18 protein-coding genes are annotated in these 23,730 nt (G+C 73.4%); 10 read left to right on the top strand and 8 right to left on the bottom strand.

The window, feature by feature from the left end; translation table 11 throughout:
- The first annotated feature begins 2 nt into the window (after positions 1-2).
- The 3 genes from iolB to mmsA are packed head-to-tail and all read left to right on the top strand — an operon-like array spanning position 3 to position 4,266.
- The gene (iolB, locus tag ACICHK_RS15445) at positions 3-845 is read left to right on the top strand and encodes a 5-deoxy-glucuronate isomerase (RefSeq protein WP_406837360.1); all 843 of its coding nucleotides are present in this window, start codon (positions 3-5) and stop codon (positions 843-845) included.
- Positions 842-2,749 (top strand): 3D-(3,5/4)-trihydroxycyclohexane-1,2-dione acylhydrolase (decyclizing), encoded by a 1,908-nt coding sequence (gene iolD, locus ACICHK_RS15440; RefSeq protein ID WP_406837359.1) that lies wholly within the window; start codon positions 842-844, stop codon positions 2,747-2,749. Before iolB ends, iolD begins: the two co-directional genes overlap by 4 nt.
- Before the next feature lie 14 nt (positions 2,750-2,763).
- Positions 2,764-4,266: a CoA-acylating methylmalonate-semialdehyde dehydrogenase gene (gene mmsA, locus ACICHK_RS15435; RefSeq protein ID WP_406837358.1), complete on the top strand. Its 1,503-nt coding sequence runs from the start codon at positions 2,764-2,766 to the stop codon at positions 4,264-4,266.
- 61 nt (positions 4,267-4,327) lie between these two features.
- Here mmsA and ACICHK_RS15430 read toward each other — a convergent pair whose 3' ends face one another.
- Positions 4,328-5,173: a hypothetical protein gene (locus ACICHK_RS15430; protein WP_406837357.1), complete on the bottom strand. Its 846-nt coding sequence runs from the start codon at positions 5,171-5,173 to the stop codon at positions 4,328-4,330.
- A 427-nt stretch (positions 5,174-5,600) separates the two neighbouring features.
- Here ACICHK_RS15430 and ACICHK_RS15425 point away from each other — a divergent pair, with 427 nt between their 5' ends.
- Positions 5,601-7,010 (top strand): APC family permease, encoded by a 1,410-nt coding sequence (locus ACICHK_RS15425; protein ID WP_406837356.1) that lies wholly within the window; start codon positions 5,601-5,603, stop codon positions 7,008-7,010.
- Between the two features lie 58 nt (positions 7,011-7,068).
- Here ACICHK_RS15425 and ACICHK_RS15420 read toward each other — a convergent pair whose 3' ends face one another.
- Positions 7,069-7,479: a GNAT family N-acetyltransferase gene (locus tag ACICHK_RS15420; RefSeq protein WP_151474374.1), complete on the bottom strand. Its 411-nt coding sequence runs from the start codon at positions 7,477-7,479 to the stop codon at positions 7,069-7,071.
- A 116-nt stretch (positions 7,480-7,595) separates the two neighbouring features.
- Here ACICHK_RS15420 and ACICHK_RS15415 point away from each other — a divergent pair, with 116 nt between their 5' ends.
- The 6 genes from ACICHK_RS15415 (at position 7,596) to ACICHK_RS15390 (ending at position 16,681) form a co-directional block, all read left to right on the top strand.
- Complete coding sequence (locus tag ACICHK_RS15415; protein WP_406837355.1) at positions 7,596-10,280, top strand: alpha/beta fold hydrolase; 2,685 nt, start codon at positions 7,596-7,598, stop codon at positions 10,278-10,280.
- Positions 10,277-11,140 carry an ABC transporter permease gene (locus ACICHK_RS15410; RefSeq protein WP_406837354.1) on the top strand — a complete coding sequence of 288 codons (864 nt, stop codon included), beginning with the start codon at positions 10,277-10,279 and terminating at the stop codon, positions 11,138-11,140. Before ACICHK_RS15415 ends, ACICHK_RS15410 begins: the two co-directional genes overlap by 4 nt.
- Before the next feature lie 264 nt (positions 11,141-11,404).
- Positions 11,405-12,991, top strand: a complete 1,587-nt coding sequence (locus ACICHK_RS15405; RefSeq protein ID WP_406837353.1) for a von Willebrand factor type A domain-containing protein — start codon at positions 11,405-11,407, stop codon at positions 12,989-12,991.
- 317 nt (positions 12,992-13,308) lie between these two features.
- On the top strand, positions 13,309-13,566 hold the full coding sequence (locus ACICHK_RS15400) for a chaplin (protein WP_406837352.1): 258 nt from the start codon (positions 13,309-13,311) through the stop codon (positions 13,564-13,566).
- A 106-nt stretch (positions 13,567-13,672) separates the two neighbouring features.
- A complete protein-coding gene (locus ACICHK_RS15395; protein WP_406837351.1) occupies positions 13,673-14,557 on the top strand; it encodes a chaplin in 885 nt (294 codons plus the stop codon).
- A gap of 417 nt (positions 14,558-14,974) precedes the next feature.
- Positions 14,975-16,681 (top strand): glycosyl hydrolase, encoded by a 1,707-nt coding sequence (locus tag ACICHK_RS15390; protein WP_406837350.1) that lies wholly within the window; start codon positions 14,975-14,977, stop codon positions 16,679-16,681.
- Between the two features lie 24 nt (positions 16,682-16,705).
- On the opposite strand, the gene ACICHK_RS15385 is transcribed toward ACICHK_RS15390, so the two are convergent.
- The 6 genes from ACICHK_RS15385 to ACICHK_RS15360 all read right to left on the bottom strand — a co-directional run bounded on the left by ACICHK_RS15385 (position 16,706) and on the right by ACICHK_RS15360 (position 23,729).
- The gene (locus ACICHK_RS15385) at positions 16,706-17,785 is read right to left on the bottom strand and encodes a GNAT family N-acetyltransferase (RefSeq protein WP_406841230.1); all 1,080 of its coding nucleotides are present in this window, start codon (positions 17,783-17,785) and stop codon (positions 16,706-16,708) included.
- A 44-nt stretch (positions 17,786-17,829) separates the two neighbouring features.
- Positions 17,830-18,486: a lipopolysaccharide biosynthesis protein gene (locus tag ACICHK_RS15380; RefSeq protein WP_406837349.1), complete on the bottom strand. Its 657-nt coding sequence runs from the start codon at positions 18,484-18,486 to the stop codon at positions 17,830-17,832.
- A 15-nt stretch (positions 18,487-18,501) separates the two neighbouring features.
- Positions 18,502-19,599: a glycosyltransferase gene (locus ACICHK_RS15375; RefSeq protein WP_406837348.1), complete on the bottom strand. Its 1,098-nt coding sequence runs from the start codon at positions 19,597-19,599 to the stop codon at positions 18,502-18,504.
- Positions 19,596-20,360, bottom strand: coding sequence for a polysaccharide deacetylase family protein (locus tag ACICHK_RS15370; RefSeq protein ID WP_406837347.1), 765 nt, complete (start codon positions 20,358-20,360; stop codon positions 19,596-19,598). The genes ACICHK_RS15375 and ACICHK_RS15370 overlap by 4 nt, the downstream gene beginning before the upstream one ends.
- Positions 20,344-22,131 carry a murein biosynthesis integral membrane protein MurJ gene (murJ, locus tag ACICHK_RS15365; protein ID WP_406837346.1) on the bottom strand — a complete coding sequence of 596 codons (1,788 nt, stop codon included), beginning with the start codon at positions 22,129-22,131 and terminating at the stop codon, positions 20,344-20,346. The genes ACICHK_RS15370 and murJ overlap by 17 nt, the downstream gene beginning before the upstream one ends.
- Positions 22,132-22,319: 188 nt before the next feature.
- Positions 22,320-23,729 (bottom strand): O-antigen ligase family protein, encoded by a 1,410-nt coding sequence (locus ACICHK_RS15360; protein ID WP_406837345.1) that lies wholly within the window; start codon positions 23,727-23,729, stop codon positions 22,320-22,322.
- Between the last annotated feature and the right edge of the window lies 1 nt (position 23,730).

The following is a 23,730-nucleotide window of genomic DNA, read 5'->3' as shown; positions in this document are numbered from 1 at the left end:
GCATGACTCGTCCGAGCAACGGGCTGCACGTGCCCAGGGGCACCGCCGCCGACGCCCACTACGCCCTGGACATCGACCCCGAACGGGCGGGCTGGACCCACAGCAGCCTGCGGATCGTGGAGCTGGCGCCCGGCGGCACCCATACGTTCACCACCGGGGACAGCGAATGGATCGTGCTCCCGCTCAGCGGCGGCTGCGCGGTGCGCACCAAAGACGGTATGGAAGAGGAGGAGTTCCAACTCCTGGGCAGGGGGAGCGTGTTCGACGGAGTCTCCGACTTCGCGTACGTTCCCCGTGAGGCCCGGGCCCAGATCGCCTCCGGCGCGGGAGGCCGCTTCGCCCTGGCAGGAGCGAAGTGCGAGCGTCGACTCCCCGCCCGCTACGGCCCCGCGCCGGAGGTTCCCGTCGAAGACCGCGGCAGCGGTGCCTGCGCCCGCGAGGTGCGCAACTTCGCCGCCGCGGACGTCTTCGACTGCGACCGGCTCATCGCCGTGGAGGTGATCACCCCCGGAGGCAACTGGTCCTCGTACCCGCCGCACAAGCACGACGAGGACCTGCCCGGCGTCGAGTCCCGGCTGGAGGAGATCTACTACTTCGAGATCGAGGGGCCGGGCGGTTTCGGCTACCAGCGCGTGTTCCCCTCCCGCGAGGGCGGTGCGGACGTCCTCGCCGAGGTCCGCACCGGCGACGCCGTCCTCGTCCCCGACGGATGGCACGGCCCGTCCATCGCCCAGCCCGGTCACACCATGTACTACCTGAACGTCATGGCGGGTCCGGGCGGGGACAGGGAGTGGCGGATCCGATTCCACCCGGAGCACGCGAGGAGCACAGGGGGGTACCGATGACCTCGACGACGAGGCTGACGGTCGCGCAGGCGCTGGTGCGGTTCCTGGCCGCGCAGTACACGGAACGGGACGGCACCCGCCGCCGGCTGATCGGCGCCGTCTGGGGCATCTTCGGCCACGGGAACGTCGCCGGGATCGGCCAGGCGCTCGTCGAGCACTCCACGGTGCCCCCCGGGGGGACGCACCCCGTGATGCCCTTCCACCAGGGGCGCAACGAACAGGCCATGGTGCACGCGGCCGTCGGCTACGCCCGTCAGTGCGGCCGGCTCTCCGCGCACGCCGTGACCACCTCCATCGGCCCCGGCGCCACCAACCTCGTCACCGGCGCCGCGCTCGCCACCGTCAACCACCTGCCGGTGCTGCTGCTGCCCGGGGACGTCTTCGCGGCCCGCCCCGCCGACCCGGTGCTCCAGCAGCTGGAGGTCCCCTTCGCCGGGGACGTCTCGGTCAACGACTGTCTGCGCCCGGTGTCGCGGTACTTCGACCGGATCACCCGCCCCGAGGCCCTGATCCCCGCCGCCCTCCAGGCGATGCGCGTGCTCACCGACCCCGTCGACACCGGCGCCGTCACGCTCGCGCTGCCCCAGGACGTGCAGGCCGAGGCGTACGACTGGCCCGGGGAGTTCTTCGCCGAGCGGACCTGGAGCGTGCGCCGCCAGGCGCCCGACGCCGGCGAGCTGGCCCGCGCCGTCGCGGCGGTCCGCGCGGCCCGGCGTCCGCTGATCGTCGCGGGCGGCGGCGTGCACCACAGCCGCGCCGAGGAGGCGCTCGCCGAGTTCGCCTCGGCCACCGGCATCCCCGTCGCCTCCACCCAGGCGGGCAAGGGCTCGCTGCGCTGGGACCACCCGCAGGACGTCGGCGGCATCGGCCACACCGGCACGGCGACCGCCGACGACCTCGCCCGCACCGCCGACCTGGTGATCGGCGTCGGCACCCGCTACACCGACTTCACCACCGCCTCGGGCACGCTGTTCGCGGCCCCGGACGTCCGCTTCCTCAACCTCAACATCGCCCCCCACGACGGCCACAAGCTCGCCGGCGTCCCGCTGATCGCCGACGCCCGCGCCGGTCTCGAGGCGCTCGCCGGGGCGCTGCCGGCACACCGCCACCGCGCGGAGCCCGCGTACGTCACCGAGTACACGGACGACAAGGAACGCTGGGAACACCGTGTCGACGCGGCCTACGAGGCGCAGGACACCGACGTCCGGCCCACCCAGACGCAGGTCCTCGGCGTCCTCGACGAGCTGGTCACCGAGGACGACATCCTGATCAACGCGGCCGGCTCGCTCCCCGGTGACCTGCACAAGCTGTGGCGGGCGCGGTCGCGGGACCAGTACCACGTCGAGTACGGCTATTCGTGCATGGGCTACGAGATCCCGGCCGCGATCGGAGTGCGGATGGCGGCCCCGGACCGGCCCGTGTGGGCGCTGGTCGGCGACGGCACGTACCTGATGATGCCGACCGAGATCGTCACCGCCGTCCAGGAGGGCGTCGCGATCAAGGTGGTCGTCCTCCAGAACCACGGGTACGCGTCGATCGGGGGCCTCTCGGAGTCCGTGGGCGGCGAGCGGTACGGCACGGCGTACCGCCGTCTGGCCGCGGACCGTACCTACACGGGGGTGCCGCTGCCGGTGGACCTCGCGGCCAACGCGGCCAGTCTGGGTATGCGGGTCCTGCGCGCGGGAACCGTGCGCGACCTGCGGGCGGCCCTGGCCGAGGCGCGCGGGGCGGACACTCCCACTTGTGTCTACGTGGAGACCGAAACGGCAGACACAGTGTCGGGCGCGCCCCCGGCGCAGGCCTGGTGGGATGTACCCGTGGCCGAGACCGCGACCCGACCGTCGGCGGTCAAGGCCCGCGAGGAGTACGACCGGCACGTCGCCGCCCGACGACGCCATCTGTGAAGGAGTGCATGGCCATGACGAAGACCGTCGACCACTGGATCGGTGGCAAGTCCGTCGAGGGGGCGTCGGGTACGTACGGGCCGGTCACCGACCCGGCGACCGGTGCCGTGACCACGCGCGTCGCGTTCGCGACCGTCGACGAGGTCGACGCCGCGGTCGCCGCCGCGAAGGACGCCTACGCGACCTGGGGCCAGTCCTCGCTGGCCCGCAGGACCGCGGTCCTCTTCAAGTTCCGCGCCCTGCTCGACGCCCACCGCGACGAGATCGCCGCGCTGATCACCGCCGAGCACGGCAAGGTGCACTCGGACGCGCTCGGCGAGGTCGCCCGCGGCCTGGAGATCGTCGAGCTGGCCTGCGGGATCACGACGCAGCTCAAGGGCGAGCTGTCGACCGAGGTGGCCTCCCGGGTCGACGTGTCCTCGATCCGCCAGCCGCTGGGCGTCGTCGCGGGCATCACGCCGTTCAACTTCCCGGCGATGGTCCCGATGTGGATGTTCCCGATCGCCATCGCCTGCGGCAACACCTTCGTCCTCAAGCCCTCGGAGAAGGACCCCTCGGCAGCCATGAAGCTCGCCGAGCTGCTGGCCGAGGCGGGCCTGCCCGACGGGGTCTTCAACGTCGTGCACGGTGACAAGGTGGCCGTCGACCGGCTCCTGGAGCACCCGGACGTCGCCGCGGTGTCCTTCGTGGGCTCGACGCCGATCGCCCGCTACATCCACACCACCGCCTCCGCGAACCACAAGCGGGTCCAGGCGCTCGGCGGTGCCAAGAACCACATGCTGGTGCTGCCGGACGCCGACCTGGACGCCGCGGCCGACGCCGCCGTCTCGGCCGCGTACGGCTCGGCCGGCGAGCGCTGCATGGCGATCTCCGCGGTGGTGGCGGTCGGCTCCGTCGGCGACGAGCTGGTGGCCAAGATCCGTGAGCGCGCCGAGAAGATCAAGATCGGTCCCGGCGACGACCCGGCCTCCGAGATGGGCCCGCTCATCACGGCCGTCCACCGTGACAAGGTGGCCTCCTACGTGAAGGGCGCCGCCGACCAGGGCTGCGAGGTCGTCCTCGACGGCACGGGCTACACGGTCGAGGGCTACGAGGACGGCCACTGGATCGGCCTCTCGCTCCTGGACCGGGTGCCGGTGACGGCGGACGCGTACAAGGACGAGATCTTCGGCCCGGTGCTGTGCGTGCTGCGCGTGGACACCTATGAGGAGGGCGTGGCGCTGATCAACGCGTCCCCCTTCGGCAACGGCACCGCGATCTTCACCCGGGACGGCGGCGCCGCCCGCCGCTTCCAGCTGGAGATCGAGGCGGGCATGGTCGGCGTGAACGTGCCGATCCCGGTGCCGGTGGGCTACCACTCCTTCGGCGGCTGGAAGGACTCCCTCTTCGGGGACCACCACATCTACGGCAACGACGGCACGCACTTCTACACCCGCGGCAAGGTCGTCACCACCCGCTGGCCGGACCCGTCGGAGGCCCCGGCGGGCGTCGACCTGGGCTTCCCGCGCAACCACTGAGGCCCTCGGCCACCGGTGCCCCGCTCCTCGCACGAGGGGCGGGGCACCGTCGTGCCGGGGTCTACTGCTGTTGCGCGGCGGCCTTCTTCAGGAGTTCGGTGACGTCACCGGTCTGCGCGGCCGGCGGGGTCCTCACGTCGGAGGTGGTGCTGAACTTCTCGAAGTCCATGGTCACCGTCATGGTGCCGAGGACCTCCTTGAAGCGGACCGGCAGGTCCTTGGGGCCGACCCAGACGTCCATGGTGATCGCGTCGACGGCGCCGGTCGCCGAGCCGAAGAGCGTGTCGTCCCCGGCCGTCAGGGCTTCCTTGTACTTGCCCATGTGGCTCTTGTCGATCACGGCCCGGTAGTGGGTCGCGGTCTTCCCGCCGACGGTCTCCTCGCCGAGGTCCTCGACGTTGTTCGCGTACTTCAACCCCCGCATGCTCGCCGCCGGGCTGCCGGCGTTCGGGTTTCCGCGCATCGCCGCGGCGCCCGCCGTGCCGAAGACGGCCGACCCGTCGACCTTCATCCACTCCTTGCCCTTGAGCGGGCCGGACGGCTGCGGGTCGATGTCGTAGTAGTAGGCGCCGTTCACGAAGAGCGCGCGGATCGACGGGTCGCGTGTCAGCGTCTCCATCTTCGCGGCCTTGGTGTTCATGCGGACGTCGAACGCGTAGCCGTGGCCCCAGGAGTAGGTGCCTTCCATGGCGATGGGCGCGGCTCCGTTCAGCTGGGTGGTCATCTTGATCTCGGCGGAGCCCAGGGACTCCGTCCGGTCCGTGGCCCGTCCCAGTGCCGCCATGATCGTGTCCGCGTGGCTGACCGTCTCGGCGGCCTTCTTCGTCGTCTCCGCACCGCATCCGGTCGTCCCGGCCAGCGCCGCGACGGCCACTCCCGCCCAGACCGCACCCCGCGTGTACCGCACGTTCCCCACCCCTGTCCATATGTCCTCTGCGCGCAGGACTCTAGCCTCAGGGACTGACATGGCCACCACAGATTTGCGTCCGGAATGCGGACCAATTCCAGCGAGTCTCGGTAGTCCGGCTGCGGTTCTCGTCATGCGGTGACGAAACGGGTAATGCAGGTGAAACGCTTTTATGACCTTCGAAAACAAGGTCGTTGTCCGATGAGTATTGATGATTGCCGTACAGGAGTGTTACGGCCTGGGAAAGTTATGTGACGTGCGTCGCTCCGCTGCTGCGGATTCCGTAGGTAAACGGCCATTGACGCAACGGTTTCCGTCAAGGTTCCATCAGCGCGGGAGCGGACGAAAAAGACGTACGACGCGAGCCGCCGGAGGCGATATCGCTCCCGCCCGAACCTCTGATGCACGAGTTGATCGGAACCGCTTCATGACCGACACGCTCCGCCCCGTCGAGACCGCCGTCCTGGACGCCGCACCGACGGCGGCCGGGAACCACAAGACGCTCAAGCGATCCATCGGCGTCGTCGGCGGCACCCTGCTGACGCTGTCATGCGTGACCCCGGCTTCGACGCTGTTCGTGGTCATACCCGATCTCTTCGGCTCGCTCGGCACCGCGACCGCCCTCACGATCGCGATCGGCTCCCTGCTCTGTATCGCCGTGGCGTTCTGCTACTCGGAGCTGGGCACCCTCATCCCCAGCGCGGGCGGCGAGTACGCCATGGTCTCGACGATGGCCGGACGCCTCGCGGGCTGGCTCGTCTTCGTGATGTCCCTGCTGGTGGTCATGATCGTCCCGCCGGTGATCGCCATCGGCACCGCCGACTACCTCGCCCCCGTCGTACACCTCGACCCGGCGATGACCGGCGCCGGCGTGATGCTGCTGGCCACCCTCGCCGGACTGCTCGACCTGCGCGCCAACGCCTGGATCACCGGCATCTTCCTCGTCCTCGAAGTCGTCGCCGCTGGCGTGGTGGCCCTCCTCGGCTTTACGCACAGCCGGCGCGGCCTCGGCAGCCTCACCTCCATGCAGGTCGCCGGCACCGGCGGACACACCGACGCCGTCACGGCCATGCTCGTCATCTCCGGGCTCGCCATCGCCCTCTTCGCCACCCAGGGCTTCTCGACCGCCGTCTACCTCTCCGAGGAGCTGGAGAACCCGCGGCGCAACGTCGCCCGCACGGTGCTGGCCACCCTCGCCATCTCCACCGTCGTCATCCTCGTCCCGGTCGTCGCCATCACCATGGGCGCCTCCGACATCCAGGAGCTCACCGGCGGCGACATCAGCAGCATGGTCACCGCCTGGTCCAACTCGGCCGTCGGCACCTTCGTCAGCCTCTGCGTCGCCCTCGCGATCATCAACGCGGGCATCGTCATGGTCATCCAGAACTCGCGCGTCCTGTTCGCCTCGGCCCGTGACAAGGCGTGGCCCGAGCCGGTCAACAACGGCCTGTCCAAGCTCGGCCGGTTCGGCTCCCCCTGGGTCGCCACCCTGCTGGTGGGCGTCCCCGGCGCCGCCCTCTGCTTCGTCAACCTGGACACCCTGTACGGCGTCACCGGCGTGTCGGTGACCGCGATGTACCTGCTCGTCGCGGTCGCCGCCCTGCTCGCCCGGCGCGGCCACCACCGCCACACCCCCGCCTGGCGGATGCCGCTGTGGCCCGCGGTGCCGGTCCTGCTGATCGTCGTCCTCGCCTACGTCCTCACCCAGCAGGAGACCCAGTACCTGCTGTGGACCGGCGGCATCACCGCCGTCGCCACCCTCTACTGGGCCTTCTACCTGCGCCCGCGCCGCGACACCCGCTGGCTGGTGTCGATCCCGGAGGACACGCAGGCGTGACCGCGGCGGTTCGCCCGGCGGGTTCCCTCCCGCCGGGCCCCGCCCCCGCACGGGAGCCTCAGCCGAGGTCCCACGTCACCACCGTGCACATCCCGTCGTCCTCGCCACCCGCGCTGCGGTACGTGGCGAGGGCGACGTCGTTCCCGGCGTCCACGCCCACCCACATCCCGTGACAGCCGCGTTCCCCCGCCAGGGCCGCGAGCGCGCGGACCAGCGCCCGCCCGACGCCCCGCCGCCGGAACGGCTCCGCCACCCCCAGCTCGTACAGGAACATCTCGGTGCCCTTGTCCGGGTGAACCGTCTCGACACCGCTGACGAAGCCGACCGGCACCCCGTCCTCGTAGGCCAGGAACAGATGGTGGCCCCCCGCCTCCAGGAACCGCCGGGCCCACTCGGGGCGCACGGGGTGGTCGAAGAGGTGCTCGGCGGCGGTCAGTTCCGAGACGGTGGCGGCGCGGCGCAGCTCCATGGCCCGTTCGTACCACGGACGCGGTACACGCGGCCCCCGCCGTACTTCCCCGGGAGGGGTGCCGGTTCACCCCGGCGGCTGTCCTCGCCGCCGACGGGCACCCGTACCGTTGAGCCATGGATCTTCGACTGCCCCGGCCGCGCGGGCCGCGCCGGGGGCGACCCGCCGCCGGAACGACGGGGCGAGCCCGCGGGAGATGGCCGGCCGCTGCCGCGGCCCTCGTGGTGCTCGCCGGCGCGGGCACCTGGACGGCCGTCGCCTCCGACGACGCGCCCCCCGTGCACCGCACCGACCGTGTCATGACCATGGACGGCGGAGTGCGGCTCGACACCTCGTACTTCACCGAGGGCCCCTCCTCGCGCCGCCGCCCCGCCGTCCTCCTCGCGCACGGCTTCGGCGGCAGCAAGGCGGACGTCCGCGACGAGGCGGAGAAGCTCGCCCGCGACGGATACGCGGTCCTGACCTGGTCGGCCCGCGGCTTCGGCCGGTCCACCGGCCGGATCGGGCTGAACGATCCGAAGGCCGAGGTCGCCGACGTCTCCCGGCTCGTCGACTGGCTCGCCCGGCGCCCCGAGGTCCGGCTCGACAAGGGCGGCGACCCCCGCGTGGGCGTGACGGGCGCCTCCTACGGCGGGGCCGTCTCCCTGCTGGCCGCCGCGAACGACCCGCGCGTCGACGCCGTCGCCCCCTCGATCACGTACTGGAACCTCGCGGACGCCCTGTTCCCGAACGGCGTGTTCAAGAAGCTCTGGGCGGGCATCTTCCTCAACTCCGGCGGCGGCTGCGCCCGCTTCGAACCCGAGCTGTGCGCGATGTACAACCGGGTCGCCGAGTCCGGGAAGCCCGACGCCGCGGCGGTGAAGCTGCTCCAGGAGCGCAGCCCCTCCGCCGTCGGCGACCGCATCGAGGTCCCCACCCTCATCACCCAGGGCCAGTCCGACTCCCTCTTCACCCTCGGCCAGGCCGACGCGATGGCCCGGGCGGTCAAGGCCAACGGCGCCCCCGTCGACGTCGACTGGATCGCGGGCGGACACGACGGCGGCGACCTGGAGGCCGACCGCGTCACCTCCCGCGTCGTCTCCTGGTTCGACCGCTACCTGAAGGACGACAAGGGCGCCGACACCGGCCCCGCCTTCCGCGTCACCCGCAGCGGAGGCGTCGACTCCACCGACGGCGCCGCCCTGCTGCGCGGCGCGAGCTCGGACACCTACCCCGGACTGGACAGCGGCCGTCGCGCCGTCGCGCTGACCGGCCGCGAGCAGAGCTTCCAGAACCCGGCGGGCTCCAGTCCGCCCGCCATCTCGGCCCTGCCCGGACTCGGCGGCTCCGGCGGCCTCTCCCAGCTGTCCAGCCTCGGCGTCGGGATCTCCCTGGACTTCCCCGGCCAGTACGCCCGCTTCGAGTCCGCGCCCTTCCGTGACGACGTGCGGATCACCGGCGCGCCGACCGCCACCGTGCACGTCCGCTCCAGCGCCGACGACGCGGTCCTCTTCGCCAAGGTGTACGACGTCGGCCCCGGCGGCGCCCAGCAGGTACTGCCCTCCCAGCTGGTCACCCCGGTCCGCGTCGAGGGCGCGAAGAGCGGCCGGGACGTGTCCCTCACGCTGCCCGCGGTCGACCACGCGGTCCGGAAGGGCCACCGGTTGCGCCTGGTCCTGTCCTCGACCGACCTCGGCTACGCCTCCCCGGCGGCCCCGGCCACGTACACCGTGTCCCTGAGGAGCGCCCTCCAGGTGCCCACGGCCCCCGCGGTGAGGACCGCCGCCGCGCCGCTGCCCTCCTGGGTGTGGTGGCTCCCGCTCGCCGGAGCGCTCGCCGCTCTGGCCCTCCTCGTGACCGGCCGCCGCCGCACCGCCGCCCCGGCGCCCGACCCCGCACTCGCCGAGGTCCCCCTCCAGATCACCGGACTCGCCAAGCGCTACGCGAAGTCCGCCGACCGGTACGCGGTACGGGACCTGTCGTTCCGCGTGGAGAAGGGTCAGGTCCTCGGACTGCTCGGGCCGAACGGCGCGGGCAAGACCACCACCCTGCGCATGCTCATGGGCCTCATCAAGCCCGACGACGGCGAGATCCACGTCTTCGGGCACGCGATCCGCCCCGGCGCGCCCGTCCTCTCCCGCGTCGGAGCCTTCGTCGAGGGCGCGGGCTTCCTCCCGCACCTGTCCGGCCGCGAGAACCTGGAGCTGTACTGGCGGGCCACCGGCCGTCCCGCCGAGGACGCCCACATGGAGGAGGCCCTGGAGATCGCCGGACTTGGCGACGCCCTGGCCCGCGCGGTGCGCACCTACTCCCAGGGCATGCGCCAGCGCCTCGCCATCGCCCAGGCCATGCTCGGCCTCCCGGACCTGCTGATCCTGGACGAACCGACCAACGGCCTCGACCCGCCGCAGATCCGCGAGATGCGCCAGGTGATGATCCGCTACGCCGCCCAGGGCCGCACGGTCATCGTCTCCAGCCATCTCCTCGCCGAGGTCGAGCAGTCCTGCACCCACCTCGTGGTCATGGACCGCGGCCGGCTCGTCCAGGCCGGACCGGTGTCCGAGATCGTCGGCTCCGGCGACACCCTGCTCGTCGGCACCGGGGCACCCGTCGAGGCGCCGGTCGTGGAGAAGGTCGGCGCGCTGCCGGGCGTGCTCTCGGCCGTTGCCACCGAGGACGGACTGCTGGTCCGCCTCGACACCGGCGGCAGCGCGCAACGCCTGGTCGTGGAACTCGTGCGCCTCGAAGTACCGGTGGCGTCGGTGGGACCCCACCGCCGTCTGGAAGACGCGTTCCTCACCCTGATCGGAGGCTCCGCATGAGCACGCTCCTCGAGCGGACCGAGACGGCCGACGGGTACCGGGCGCGCCGCACCCTGCCGCTGCGGGTCGAACTCGCCCGCCAACTGAAGCGCCGCCGCACCCTGGTGATGGGGGCGGTCCTCGCGGTCCTGCCCTTCGTCCTGCTCGTCGCCTTCGCGATCGGCGGACAGCCCGGCGGGCGCAACGACCGGATCACCCTGATGGACACGGCCACCGCGTCCGGCGCCAACTTCGCCGCGGTGAACCTGTTCGTGTCGGCGGGCTTCCTCCTGGTGATCCCGGTCGCGCTGTTCTGCGGCGACACCGTCGCCTCCGAGGCGAGCTGGTCCTCCCTGCGCTACCTGCTGGCGGCCCCCGTGCCCAGGGCCCGGCTGCTGTGGTCCAAGCTCACCGTCGCGCTCGGGCTCAGCCTCGCGGCGTTGGTCCTGCTGCCGGTCGTCGCGCTCGCCGTGGGCACCGCCGCCTACGGCTGGGGGCCCCTGCAGATCCCCACCGGCGGCGCGCTCCCGGCGGGCACCGCCGCCCAGCGGCTGCTCGCGGTGATCGCGTACATCTTCGTGTCCCAACTGGTCACCGCGGGGCTCGCGTTCTGGCTGTCGACGAAGACGGACGCCCCGCTCGGCGCGGTCGGCGGCGCGGTCGGCCTGACCATCGTGGGCAACGTCCTCGACGCGGTCACCGCCCTCGGCCACTGGCGCGACTTCCTGCCCGCCCACTGGCAGTTCGCCTGGGCCGACGCCATCCAGCCGACACCGGAGTGGGGAGGGATGATCCAGGGGGCGGCCGTCTCGGTGACGTACGCGCTCGTCCTGTTCGCCCTGGCCTTCCGCGGTTTCCGGTGCAAGGACATCGTGTCGTAGGGGCCATCGTCCGGACCGGCGCCGAGCCGACCCGACCCGACCCGGACCGGTCCGGGCCCACGTCGGTCCGGACCGGTCCGGACCCGCGTCGGTCCGGACGACACCCCTCAGGTCTCCGGAAGATCACCCACCGGTCTCGAAGAGCCCCCGCCGTGGCCGCTTCGCAATCCTTCCGCAACGCTTCCGAGCGCTCGTCCCGGCCCCCTCGGCCGTCACAGTCACACATGTCGGCCCGCACGAGGGCCGTACGCCGAGGGGGTACCGATGGGGAAGAACCACACACGGACGGCGACGCGCAGGAGGCTCGGCGGACCGCTGCTCGCCCTGACGGTGGCGGGCGCGGTGCTGCTCACCGGATGCGGAGCGGGAAGCGGCAGCAACTCCTCCGACGGGGCGGACAAGTCCGGCGGACGCAACCTCCCGCTGCCCGCCCCCGCCCAGCCGACGGGCGGCGCGGCCAGGGGCGACGAGCAGGGCGAGCAGTCGGACGCCCCCGAGGCCACGCCGTCGGCCGACTACCTCTCCACCTTCGCCCTCGACGTCGACACCGCGTCGTACGGCTACGCCCGCCGCACCCTCGCGGGCGGCCGCGCCCCCGACCCCGCGACGGTCCGCCCCGAGGAGTTCGTCAACAGCTTCCGCCAGGACTACGCACGCCCCGACGGCAACGGCTTCTCCGTGTCCGTCGACGGCGCCCGTACGGACGACGGACGCTGGTCCCTCGTCCGGGTGGGGCTCGCCACCCGGCCCGCCGACAGCGAGCGCGAACGCCCGCCCGCCGCCCTCACCTTCGTCATCGACACCTCGGGCTCCATGGCGGAGCCGGGCCGACTCGACCTGGCCCGGGAGTCCCTCGACACGATGACGGACCGGCTGCGCGACGACGACTCGGTCGCCCTGGTCACCTTCAGCGACGAAGCGGAGACCGTGCTGCCGATGACCCGGCTCGGCGACCACCGCGCCCGCGTCCACCGGGCGATCGCCGGTCTGGAGCCGACCGACTCGACCAACCTCGGCGCGGGCGTGCGGACCGGGTACGCGACCGCCGTCCACGGGCTGCGCGAGGGAGCCACCAACCGGGTCGTCCTGATCTCCGACGGCCTCGCCAACACCGGTGACACGGACGCGGACACCATCCTCGAACGGATCTCCTCCGCTCGCCGCGAGCACGGCATCACCCTCTTCGGCGTGGGCGTCGGCAGCGACTACGGCGACGCCCTCATGGAACGCCTCGCCGACAAGGGCGACGGGCACACGACGTACGTCGCCGACCGCGACGACGCCCTCACCGTCTTCTGCGACCAGCTCCCGCAGAACATCGACCTCACGGCACGCGACGCCAAGGCACAGGTCGCCTTCGACCCCGAGACCGTCGAACAGTTCCGGCTGATCGGCTACGACGACCGGAAGGTCGCCGACGAGGACTTCCGCGACGACCGGGTGGACGGCGGAGAGGTGGGCCCCGGCCACACGGTCACCGCCCTCTACGCCGTCCGCACCCGTCCCGGCGCCTCCGGCCACCTGGCCACCGCGACCGTCCGCTGGCTCGACCCCGACTCCCGCGCCCCGCACGAGAGGTCCGGCAGCCTGGAGACCGGCGATCTGCGCGGCGGTGTCTGGGACTCGCCGTCCTCCTTCCAGGTCACGGCCGTGGCCGCCTACTTCGCCGACGCCCTGCGCTCCGGGGACGCCCGGTGGAACTCCCTGCCCGGCGTCCCGTCCCTCGGCGAACTCGCCTCGCGGGCCCGCTCCCTGGCGAACCTGACCGAGGACGAGGACGTGTCGGCGCTCGCCACCGCGGTCGGCCAGGCCCGCGACCTGGACGACTGCTCCGGCGACTGCGCGCGGTGACCGCAGGCCCGGGTGCGTGCACCGCGTCCGGGCGCACGGCCGGGCCCCGTCGCGGGTTTCGCCCCGGGCTTCTGCCACAGGGGTGAATTCCGTTTCCGCCGAGTTGACGTCCCTCCCCGGGCGAAACGCTCCTTCGCAGGGAGCGTTCCGCCCGCCGCCCGGCTTCCGCGCCGATCCGGCACAGGGCGATTCGGGTGAATTCCCAAGTCACTCGTCCTCCGTAGTTTCTTGCGCCGTCCGTCCCTCGTTCACAGCCTGCAGGTCATGGTGCGAGCCGTTCAGGTGGTGCTCGCTCGGCTTCGGCCGGCAAAAGGAGCATGACCGCGGAGAAGGGAAAGCACATGAAGCACAAGAAGAGCGCCGCTCTCGTCGCCGGCACGCTCATGGCCCTGGGCATGGCCGCCCCGGCCTTCGCGGACGCGGGCGCCGAGGGCGCCGCCGTCCGTTCCCCCGGTGTCCTCTCGGGCAACGTGGTCCAGGCCCCCGTCCACGTCCCCGTCAACGTGTGCGGCAACTCGGTCAACGTGATCGCCGCGCTGAACACCGCGGCCGACAACATCTGCGTCAACGACTGACACTTCGGCGCTCCAGCCGCCTCCGGCTGTGCCACGGCCGGCTCGGGACCCTCCATCCGGTCCCGGGGCCGGCCTCCTCACTTCTACCGGCAGGAAGACAACGAAAGTGCGACAGAACCTGAGTAGGGGAGCGGTCGTGGCCGCGGCCGCGACAGGCATCATGTCCCTCTACGCCAGTCCGGCGCTGGCGGACTCGAACGCGGCCGCGACCGCCTCGGACTCACCCGGCGTGGCGTCGGGCAACAACATCCAGATCCCGGTGAACGTGCCGCTGAACCTCTGCGGCAACACGGTCGACGTCGTCGCCGCGCTCAACCCCGCCTTCGGCAACGCCTGTGTCAACGGCTCCGGTTCGCACGACCGGCACGCCGCGCCGCACCACGACGTCCGCCGAGGGTCCGAGAGCGGCCTGGGGCGCGACGCCGGTCACCGCGGCGCCGACCGCTCGGGCGGCGGCCACGGCGCGTACGGCGGCCACGGGGACGAACGCCGTGGCCACGGCGGCGGTTCCGGGTACGACGACTCCGGCTACGGGCACTCCCGGCACGGAGGCTCGGGGTACCGCGACTCGGGCGACCGCCACGGCGACGGGAACGGCTCCTCGGCGTACGGCGAGACGCACGGCTCGCCGGGTGTCCTGTCGGGCAACAGCATCCAGGTACCGGTGGACATCCCGCTGAACCTCTGCGGCAACTCCGTGAACGTGCTCGGCCTGGGCAACTCCGCGTACGGCAACGAATGCGGCAATGACCAGCCCCACGTGACACCCCCGCCGCCGGTCCGGCACACGCCCCCGCCGACGGTCCACGAGCAGCCGCCGACGAAGACCCCGTACACGCCGCCCGTCACGGTGCACCGGCAGTACACCCCGCCCCCGACGCTGGCGGAGACCGGCAGCGAGGGCCTGTTCGCCGCCTCGGCGATCAGTGCCGCCCTGCTGGTGGGCGGTGCCCTGCTGTACCGGCGAGGCCGGGTCGCGGCCCGTCCGTGACGCTCCGCCCCGGGTGCCGGACCGTTCCCGCCCCGGGTGCCGGGCGCGTTCCCGCCCCGGGTGCCGGGCGCGGTGACGTGTCCGGCACCCGGGGCGGTCGCGTACCCACCGGGGACGGCTCCGCCGTCATCCGACGGGAGCAGTACGGCGGGCCGGGAAAACCGGGCGGCCACTTGGCGCAACACCGCGGCGGTGTCCGCGACGGACGAACCGGCAGGAAGCGGAAGGCGCGTCCCCCTCACGGAACGCGACCCGCGGACGCGACTTCCCCCGGAACCGGCGACCGGGCGGGTCACCCGTGAGAGTGGCCGCCGGAGCGGGAGACCGGAACCTCGGTTGGCCGAGCGGGCATTCGCATGACTGAGTGTCAGCCATCGGAAACGAAGAATCCGAGGACCAAGAGGGAGAGGAGCAGGCATGGCCCCACAGCAACAGCGGCCCCGGAGCGCAAGGCTGACGTTCGTCGCGGCCGGCATCGTCACGTCGGTCGCTCTCGCGTCCGGTCCGGTGTACGCGGTGGGCGCCGGGGCGACGCGGGTGGGCGACCCGCCGGCTCCGACCCCCACGGCGGCGAAACCGTCCGCGAGTTCCTCGACCAGCAGAAACGTTCCTTCTTCGATGGGGAGCACGGCCACGGCGGGGAACGCGGCTCCGGCGGCGGGCGCGGCCGTGTCGTCGGCGCCCGTGCCCACCGGGGCCCCCACCACGGCCGTGCCCGCCGTGCCTGCCGTGCCTGCCGTGCCCGTCGCGGACGGCGCGGACGGCGCGAGGCCCGCCCGGTCCGCCGGACAGGGCGCCGCCGGGCCGCCGGCGTTCGGCGCCTACCTCGACTACGGCGCCGCGGGCATCGCCCGCATCGGAGAGCTCAGCCGCTGGCTGGGCGGTACCGAACTGCGGGTCGGACACACGTATCTGCCCGGCGACCGGTGGAGCAACATCGAGGGCGCGCCCGGATTCCTGGACGCCTGGGCCGACTGGCGCCGCCGACGGGACGACCGGATGCTCGTCCTCAACGTCCCGATGATGGAGCGCAACGAGGAAGGGCTCTCCGACGGCCAGGTCCGCCGGCTGCTGCGCGAGGCCGAGAGCGGGGCCTTCGACCACCACTTCCGCGCGCTGGCCGAGCGGCTGGTCGCCCTGAAGGTGCCCGACACCGTCATCGTGCTCGGCTGGGAGATGAACGGCACCACGTACACCCATCGCTGCGGCCCCGACCCGGAGGCCTGGAAGAGGTACTGGAACAGGATCGTCACCGCCATGCGGTCGGTGCCGGGACAGAGGTTCCGGTTCGACTTCGCCCCGAACCGCGGCCGGGACGCCGTTCCCTGGACCCAGTGCTATCCGGGGGACGGCACGGTCGACATCATCGGCATGGACGCGTACGACCAGCCGTCGGGACTCTCGTTCGACGAGCAGGTGAAGGAGCCGTACGGGCTCCAGGACCAGGTGGACTTCGCGAAGGCCCACGGCAAGGCCGTCTCCTATCCCGAGTGGGGCCTCTACCGCAACGGCGACAACGCGGCGTACATGAAGGACATGCTCGCGTGGATCGACGAGCACAAGCCGCTGTACAACACGCTCACCGACTACTGCCCGCACGGCGTGTGGCAGTGCGAGGACAACCCGCGGGCGGCCGAGGCCTATCGGGCGGCACTGTCCCACTTCACCGGCCCGACGCCCACCGGTCCGGCGCCGGAACCGACCCCGGCGTCCGAACCGGCGCCGACACCCGCGCCGACGCCGACGCCGACGTCCGAACCGACGCCGACGCCTGAACCGGCATCGACGCCCGAGCCGGTCCCGACCCCGGCCAAGACCCCCGTCTCCACACCGCCCCCGGTGTCCGAGCCGGTCTTCACGCCGCCCCCGGCCAAGACCGAGACGCCCGAGCCCGCCCCGACCCCGCCGGTCGAGCCCGCCGAGCCCGCGGCACCGGACCAGGCCACCTGCATGCCGCTGGAACTCGGTGACTGGGTGGAGTACTGGCTCGGCGAGAAGCTGTGCGTGCCCCTCGACTGGCCGTCACGGGACTGGCCGTCACGGGACTGGCCGTCACGGGACTGGCCGTCGCAGGACTGGTCGTCGCGGGACTGGTGGTCCGGCGACTGGTGGTCGGGCGACTGACGGCCCCGGAGGGCGGCGGGCCGTTCAGGGCCCGCCGCCCCCGCGTTCCTTCCAGCTCCGCAGCAGCTCCTTGCCCCATCGGCGCGCGGCGACGTCGCAGACGACCGCCGACATCAGCGGTGCCGTGCGTCGACGGGCGAGGAGCAGTCGCTGGTTGACGACCGGAGCCGGGCGCCAGTGGTGCTTGTAGGGTTCGTCGCCGCGCAGCAGGCTCAGCGTCCCGTGGCCGCCGCCCTCGGTGTGCCGGGAGCAGGCGTCGAGCAGCATCACCGCCACGTCCGCCTTGCGTTCGCGCAGCCGTGGATGGGCGCCGTACAGATAGCCGCCGGCCAGGCGCCGCGACAGCAGGGTGAGGTCCACGGCCATCACGGCGCCGTCGAGCCGGAACTCGGTGACCACCGCGTCGCCGGACCGCACCATCGGGCCCACCGAGCGGACCAGATGTTCCGAGAACCGTTCATGGAGGTGTTCGGAGGTCACCTTCCGGCCCTCCCACTGCAACCGGTGCAGTTCGAGCAGCCGGCCGAGGGCCGCGTCCACCTCGTCGTGGCCCACCACCCGCCGTTCGACCCCGAGCGCGGTGAGTTTGCGCAGCTTGGCCCGGACGCGCTGGGCCTTGGCGGAGGGGAGGCGGCCGACCAGTTCGTCCATCGAGCCGGCCGGCAGCTCCAGGCACAGGGAGTCACCGACCCGGCGGCGCGGCCCGTCCCAGTGCTCGTAGACCCGTTCCACCGCGCCGCCGGGGCGGACCTCGCGGAAGTCGATCAGCGCGGTGCGGGCTGCGGCCGACAGTCCCTCGGCGAGCGTCGCCGCCGCGCGGTCGGCGTGCTCGTCGTCGAGGAGCACGTCCGCGTAGTCGGAGATCGGCCCGCCGAGCGGCACGAGCGTCGGCAGTCCGCGGCGGGCCCGCATCAGGGGCGCGACCGCGAGCAGTTCACCCCCCTCGCGCACGACCACCAGGCGCAGCCGCCCCGGCGTCCCGTACGACAGCCACCAGGAGTGCAGCCAGGCGTGGCTCTGGAACGCGGTGGCGGTGCCGCATCGGCGGTACAGGCGCCCCCAGGGCGCCGCGAGTGCGGTGAACTCCCGCTCCTCGGTGACGATTTCTGCCCGTGCGGTGCTCCGCGCACCGGTCCGGAGCGTCCCGCTCACAGCTGGCCGTGCACATCGGCCGCGGTGGCCGGGCTCGGCACCGAGGCGGGCCGGGCCGGCTCGGTGTGCCGCCGGGGACGGACCAGCAGCACGAGAGCGCCGAGCAGCCCGCCCGCGCTCGCGCCGACCAGGCCCGTCACCGTCGGGGACGCCGAGGACGGCGACGTCGGCTTCGGCGCGCGGGAGAACGACAGCAGTTCGACGTGGGTGCTCTGCTTGCTCTCGTTGGCGTGCTGGGTCAGTGAACGGGTGACCGCGTTGGCCATGTCGGCGGCCAGGCCGGGCCGTGAGGAGGTGGCGGACACGGCGACCATCGGGGCGTCCGGGGAGGTCGCCGTCCGCACGCTCGACTCCAGCGTCCTCACCGGCACACCGGCCCACACCTGCGCGTCCCCGAGCACCGCGAGCTGTGTGGCGACCCGGCCGTAGGCCTGGGCGAAGCCGAGCGCGGCCGAGGGGTCGCCCTTGTCCGTCGGCACGGCGATGACGTAGCTCGTGGCCGTGTAGACCGGGGGCTTCACCACGCCGTACGCGCCGCCGAGCGCGCCGCCGAGCACGGCCGTGGCGGCGAGCAGCGACCACGCCGGCACGGTCCTCGCCCGGGAAGGGGCCGGATGCGGGGGGCGGTGGCCCCTGGTGAGGTTTTCGGACATGGGAACTCACTCCAGTCAGGTGCGCGAGGCAGCGGCCGCGTACACGTCCATGAGCCGTGCGGCGCTGCGGGTGATGCAGTAGTGGTGGGCCGCCTCGGAGGCCGGGCGGGGGGCGGGGCCCCGGGCCCGGACGCCGGTCAGCGCGCGGGCGAAGGAGTCCGCGCCGCCCCGTATGCGGACGGCCCCGCGGGCCGCCCCGGGCGGCAGGTCCTCGACGGCCGGGCAGGAGACGTACAGCACCGGCAGTCCGGCCGCCAGCGCCTCCACGACGGCCAGCCCGAACGCCTCCTCGGGGCTGGGCGAGGCGAGGACGTCCATGGCTCCCAGCAGCGACGGCAGGTCGTCGGCGGGGCGCTCGCCGGTGAACAGGACCCGGTCCGCGACCCCCGCGTCGTGCGCCGCGCGCCGCAGCGGGCCCTCCTCCGTGCCGCCGCCGACCAGCAGCAGCCGGCAGTCGCGGGGAAGCCCGGCCAGCGCGTGGACCAGGACGTCGAACCGCTTGCCCGGCGCGAGCCTGCCGACGCCGCCGACGACGTAGGCGTCCTCCGGGAGCCCGAGCCGGCGGCGGGTGCGCTCGCGCAGGAGGGGGTCGAAGCGGAAGCGGGCGAGGTCGACGCCGTTGGGCACGATCTCGATGCGCGGTCCGGGCACGCCCCAGCGGCGCAGCCGTTCGGCGACGGTGGGCGAGACGGCGACGGTGGTGCGGCCGAGCCGCTCGCTGGCCAGGTACAGGCCGCGTACCCCCGCGCTGAGCCGACGGCCCTCCATCTGCGAGTCGCCGAGCGAGTGCTCGGTGGCCACGACCGCCCTCACTCCGGCCAGCCGGGCGGCGAGCCTTCCGTACACGCAGGCCCGGTAGAGATGGGTGTGCACGAGGTCGTAGCGGCCCGCGCGGATCACCTTCACCAGGCGGGGGAGCGCGGTGAGGTCGCGATTGCCGGACATGCCGAGGTGGATCACGCGCACACCGTCGTCGGCCAGCCCCTCGGCGACGGCCCCGGGATCGGTGAGCGTCACGACGTCGCAGGGGACGGGCAGGTGCCGCAGCAGCAGCCGCAGTTGCTGTTCGGCGCCGCCGACGCCGAGACCGGTGATGACGTGCAGCGCCTTCACCGGCCCGCCCCGACCGGGCGCCGGCGCAGGCGGTGCAGCCGGTGCTTCAGGAACAGGCGCAGCGAGGTGTCCCGCTCGCCGACGTGCAGGCGGGGGAGGGCGTACGGGCCGGTCAGCGGGCCGGGGTCGATCGCGCAGCCGTAGCCGTACCCGGCGTCGCGAACGGCGTCGACGACCCGGCGGTCGACGGTCCCGTACGGATAGCAGAAGCCGTCGACGTGAGCGCCGATCAGCTCCGAGAGCACCGCCCTGCTCTCCGCGACCTCGGCGCGCAGCACGGTGTCGTCGGCCTTCGTCAGGTCGACGTGGGTGAGTCCGTGCGAGCCGACCTCCACGCCCTCGCAGGCGGCGGCGAGCCGGATGCCCCGCTCGTCCAGCAGCGGCTTGCGGGGGCCCAGCGGATCCCAGCCGTTGTCGCCGCCGAGCCGGCCGGGCAGGACGAAGAGGGTGGCGCCGAACCCGTGGTGCCGCAGGAGGGGGAGGGCGGCCTCGACGAAGTCGGCGTACCCGTCGTCGAAGGTCAGGCCCACCAGATCCCGCCCCCCGCCGCGGGCGCGGGCCGCGAGCAGGTCCCTCACGCACACCCCGCGCAGACCGCGTCCGCGCAGCCAGCCCAGCTGCCGGTCGAGGCGCTCCGGGGAGACCGTGACGCGGTACGGGTCGTCGGCACAGTCCCCGACGGAGTGGTACATCGCCACCCAGGGCGGCGCGTCGAGGGAGTTCGTGCCGGTACGTCTGCTGCTGTCAGCGGAAACGGGCATGCGGAACCCTTCGTGTGACGGAACGGAGTGCGGAGGTGAATTCCTCGACCCGGAAGGCCCAGGCCAGCAGGGCGAAGACGACGGTCACGACCGTGCCGCCGACGGCGAGTCCGAGCAGCGGGGAGTCCACGCCGCTCGCGCACAGACCGCCGGTCGCCGCCGCGGTCAGGGCGGCCCGCAGCGTCTTGCCGATCTCGGCCACCACCTTGCGGGTGCGGATCGGCACGCTGCGCGGACCCGTGCCGTGCAGCAGGAGCACGGCCGTGAGGGTGATGCCGGCCGCGTTGGCGAGGGCGATCCCCCGAACTCCCCAGGGGCCGACGGCCAGGGCCCCGGTCGAGCAGGTCGCGACGATCCCGGCGGTCATCGCGAACAGCGGGTACCAGGTCGGCCGTGCCGAGGAGAAGTACGAGCGCACGAGCGCGCCGACCAGGGTGTGGCCGAGCAGACCGAGGGCGTACACCCGCATGACCGCCGCCGTCGCCGCCGTGTCCTGGGCGGTGAACGCGCCGCGCTGGAAGAGCAGTTGGACGATCTGCGGGGCGCAGGCCACGACCACGGCCGTGCCGAGGAGCACCGTGCAGGCGACGAGCGTCAGATCGCGCTCCACCCGGTCGCGGGCCCGCTCGGTGTCGCCCTCGGCGATGGCCTGCGCGACCACGGGGAAGGTGACCGTGCACAGCATCAGGGAGAGCACCATCGGCATCTGGGCCACCTTCTGGGCGTAGTTCAGATGCGAGATGGCCCCGGCGGGCAGCGAGGAGGCCAGGAAGCGCTCGACGAGGACCTGGGACTGCCGGCACAGCGCGAAGAGCAGGACCGTGCCGACGAGGGTCAGGTCCATCGGGCGGGCCGGCTCGTCGGCCGGGGCCCCGGCCGACGCTTCCCCGCGGCGCAGTTGCCGCCACAGCGACGGTGCCTGCGCCACCACCATGAGCGCGCCGCCGACCGCGACCCCGAGCGCCGCCGACCGCACCCCCCAGCGCGCGCCGAGGACGAACATCACCGTGATGATCCCGGCGTTGTACGCCATGTAGATCGCCGCCGGTGCCACGAAGCGCCGGTGCGCGCGCAGGGCCGCGCTGCAGTACCCGGCGAGCCCGAAGGAGAACGCGCAGGTCGCGGTCAGCCGGGTGCAGTCCACCGCGAGCCGGGGATCGGGCAGGCCGGGCGCGAGCGCCTCGACCAGGTACGGCGCCCCCGCGATCAGCAGCGCGCCGACGGCCGCGAAGGCGAGCGTCAGCCGGGGCAGGGTGGCGGCGACCAGGGCGCGTACGGGATCACCGGCGGCTCCCCGGGCGCGCCGGGTCACGGCCACGCTGAACGCCGGGATCAGCACGAAGGCCAGTCCGTCCTCGATCAGCAGCGTCGCCGCGAACTCCGGCACCGTCCACGCGACGAGGAAGGCGTCCGTGTCCGACCCGGCGCCGAACAGGTGCGCCAGCGCCTGGTCCCGGCCGAGGCCCAGCAGGGCTCCGGCGATCGAGAGGGCGACGGTGACGAGAGCGGCCTTGGCGAGGAACCGGTTGGAGGCGGCTTCGGGCTGGTCCGCTCCCTTCCGGGGACCGGGGGGCCGCGCGGCGGAGGAGCGGGCGGCCCGGGCGGAGGGCAGCGGGAGGGCCGGCCCGGCGCCGCTCTCCTCGGTGGCACCACTTCCCGTGCCGGTGCCGACTCCCGTGCCCGACGCACCCGGGCCGGGCTCTGTACGGGGGGCCGTCCCCGCCCGCGCGCCGCTTCCCGTCCCCGCGCCCGCCCCGGTGTCCGTGCTCATCCCCGCGCTCCCCGCGCCCGTCCCCGTTTCCGGACCCGCGCCGCTCCCCGTGCCCGTCCCCGGACCTGTGCTCGTCCCCGTGCCCGTCCCCGGACCTGTGCTCGTCCCCGGACCCGTGTCGGTCCCCGTGCCCGTCCCGAGGCCCGGGTCGGTGTCCGGGCCTTCCCCCGCCCTGGGAGGCGTCACCGTCATCGCGCCGCGGCCTCCTCCCGTACGGCGGCGGGTGCCGCCGCGCCGGTGCCGGGCGCCGACGACGGATCCATCAGCGCCCACCAGCCGGCGACGCCGAACACGACGCCCGTCAGGACCGTGGAGGGACCGCCGATGTCCGCGTACACGAAGTCGACCAGCTGCCAGACGAGCAGCCCGCACGCGACGAGCGCGCAGTCCGTGCCGTGCGGGGCGCGGTCCCCGGCGAGGCCGGGCCCCGGGGCGTCCCGGGTCCCGCGGCGTACGCGGACGAGTCCGCGCAGCGCGCACACCAGCAGCGCGAGCCAGCTGCCCGCCAGGGCCAGCAGTCCGACGAGGCCCTGCTCGCCGAGCACGAGGAGGTACATGTTGTGCGGCGAGAGCAGCGCCTGCTTGTGGTAGGCGGAGCCCGCGCCGGCGATGTCGCTGCCCGAGGACAGCGCGAGCGAGGCGTGGGAGTCCCGGTGGTCGGGGAAGCCCTTCAGCCCGACGCCCGTCAGCGGGTGTTCGCGCCACATGCCGGTGGCCGCCGCCCACATCGTGTACCGGTCGGTCACCGACTGGTCCGGCGCGTCGGCGACCTGCGTGATGCTGGTGAGACGCTCCTGGAGCATGCTGCTGCCGACACCGAGACCGCCCACCAGGATCGTCCCGGCCGCGGCCAGCGCCGCGACCACCTTCACCGCGCGCCGGAGCCCCGCCAGCACCAGCTGCGCGCCGCAGGCCAGGACCGTGGCGATCCACGCGCCCCGACTGAACGAGAGGGCCAGCGGCCCCAGCAGGGCCAGCGCGCACAGCACGGCGACCGAGCGCTGCCGCGCCCCGGTCGTCCCGAGGGCCAGCGCCACCGCGCACACCACCCCGAACGCGACCACCGTCGCCATGCCCATCACGTCGGTCGGCCCGAAGGTGCCGACCGCCCGGACGTCCTCGCCCTGGTACGAGGCACCGGTCCCGGTCACGTACTGCCGCACGCCGACCGCCCCCTGCCACAGCGCCAGCGCGACGAACGACCAGGCCAGCAGCCGCAGATCGCGCCGGTCGCGGACGAGCAGCAGGACCGCGGCCGGCACCAGCACGAAGACCTGCAGATAGCGGGTGAGGCCCGTGATCCCCGTCCCCACGTCCGCGGCCCCGGCCGCCGCGACCGAGATGCCGACCACCGGGAGCCCGAGGACCAGGGCGGCCGTCGCCGACAGCGGGCGCCGGCGGGTCCGCAGGAGATGGACCGCGCAGCAGAGCACCACGAGGCCGGAGACGGCGTCCGCGATGTTCGCGCCGCCCCCGCCGTCCGGCGAGACCGGCAGCCCGAGCAGCGCGATCACCGCGACGACGGGCAGCACCGGCAGCGCGCGCCGCAGGGCGGCGGTCAGGGTGTCCAGGGGAGTGAGGGGCAGGACCTGGCTCACC

The sequence above is a fragment of the Streptomyces sp. AHU1 genome, assembly GCF_045343905.1.
In the GTDB taxonomy this organism is placed as follows: domain Bacteria; phylum Actinomycetota; class Actinomycetes; order Streptomycetales; family Streptomycetaceae; genus Streptomyces; species Streptomyces triticiradicis.
The sequence above is the reverse complement of the archived record's forward strand: the minus strand, read 5'-3'. Positions and strand labels throughout refer to the sequence as shown.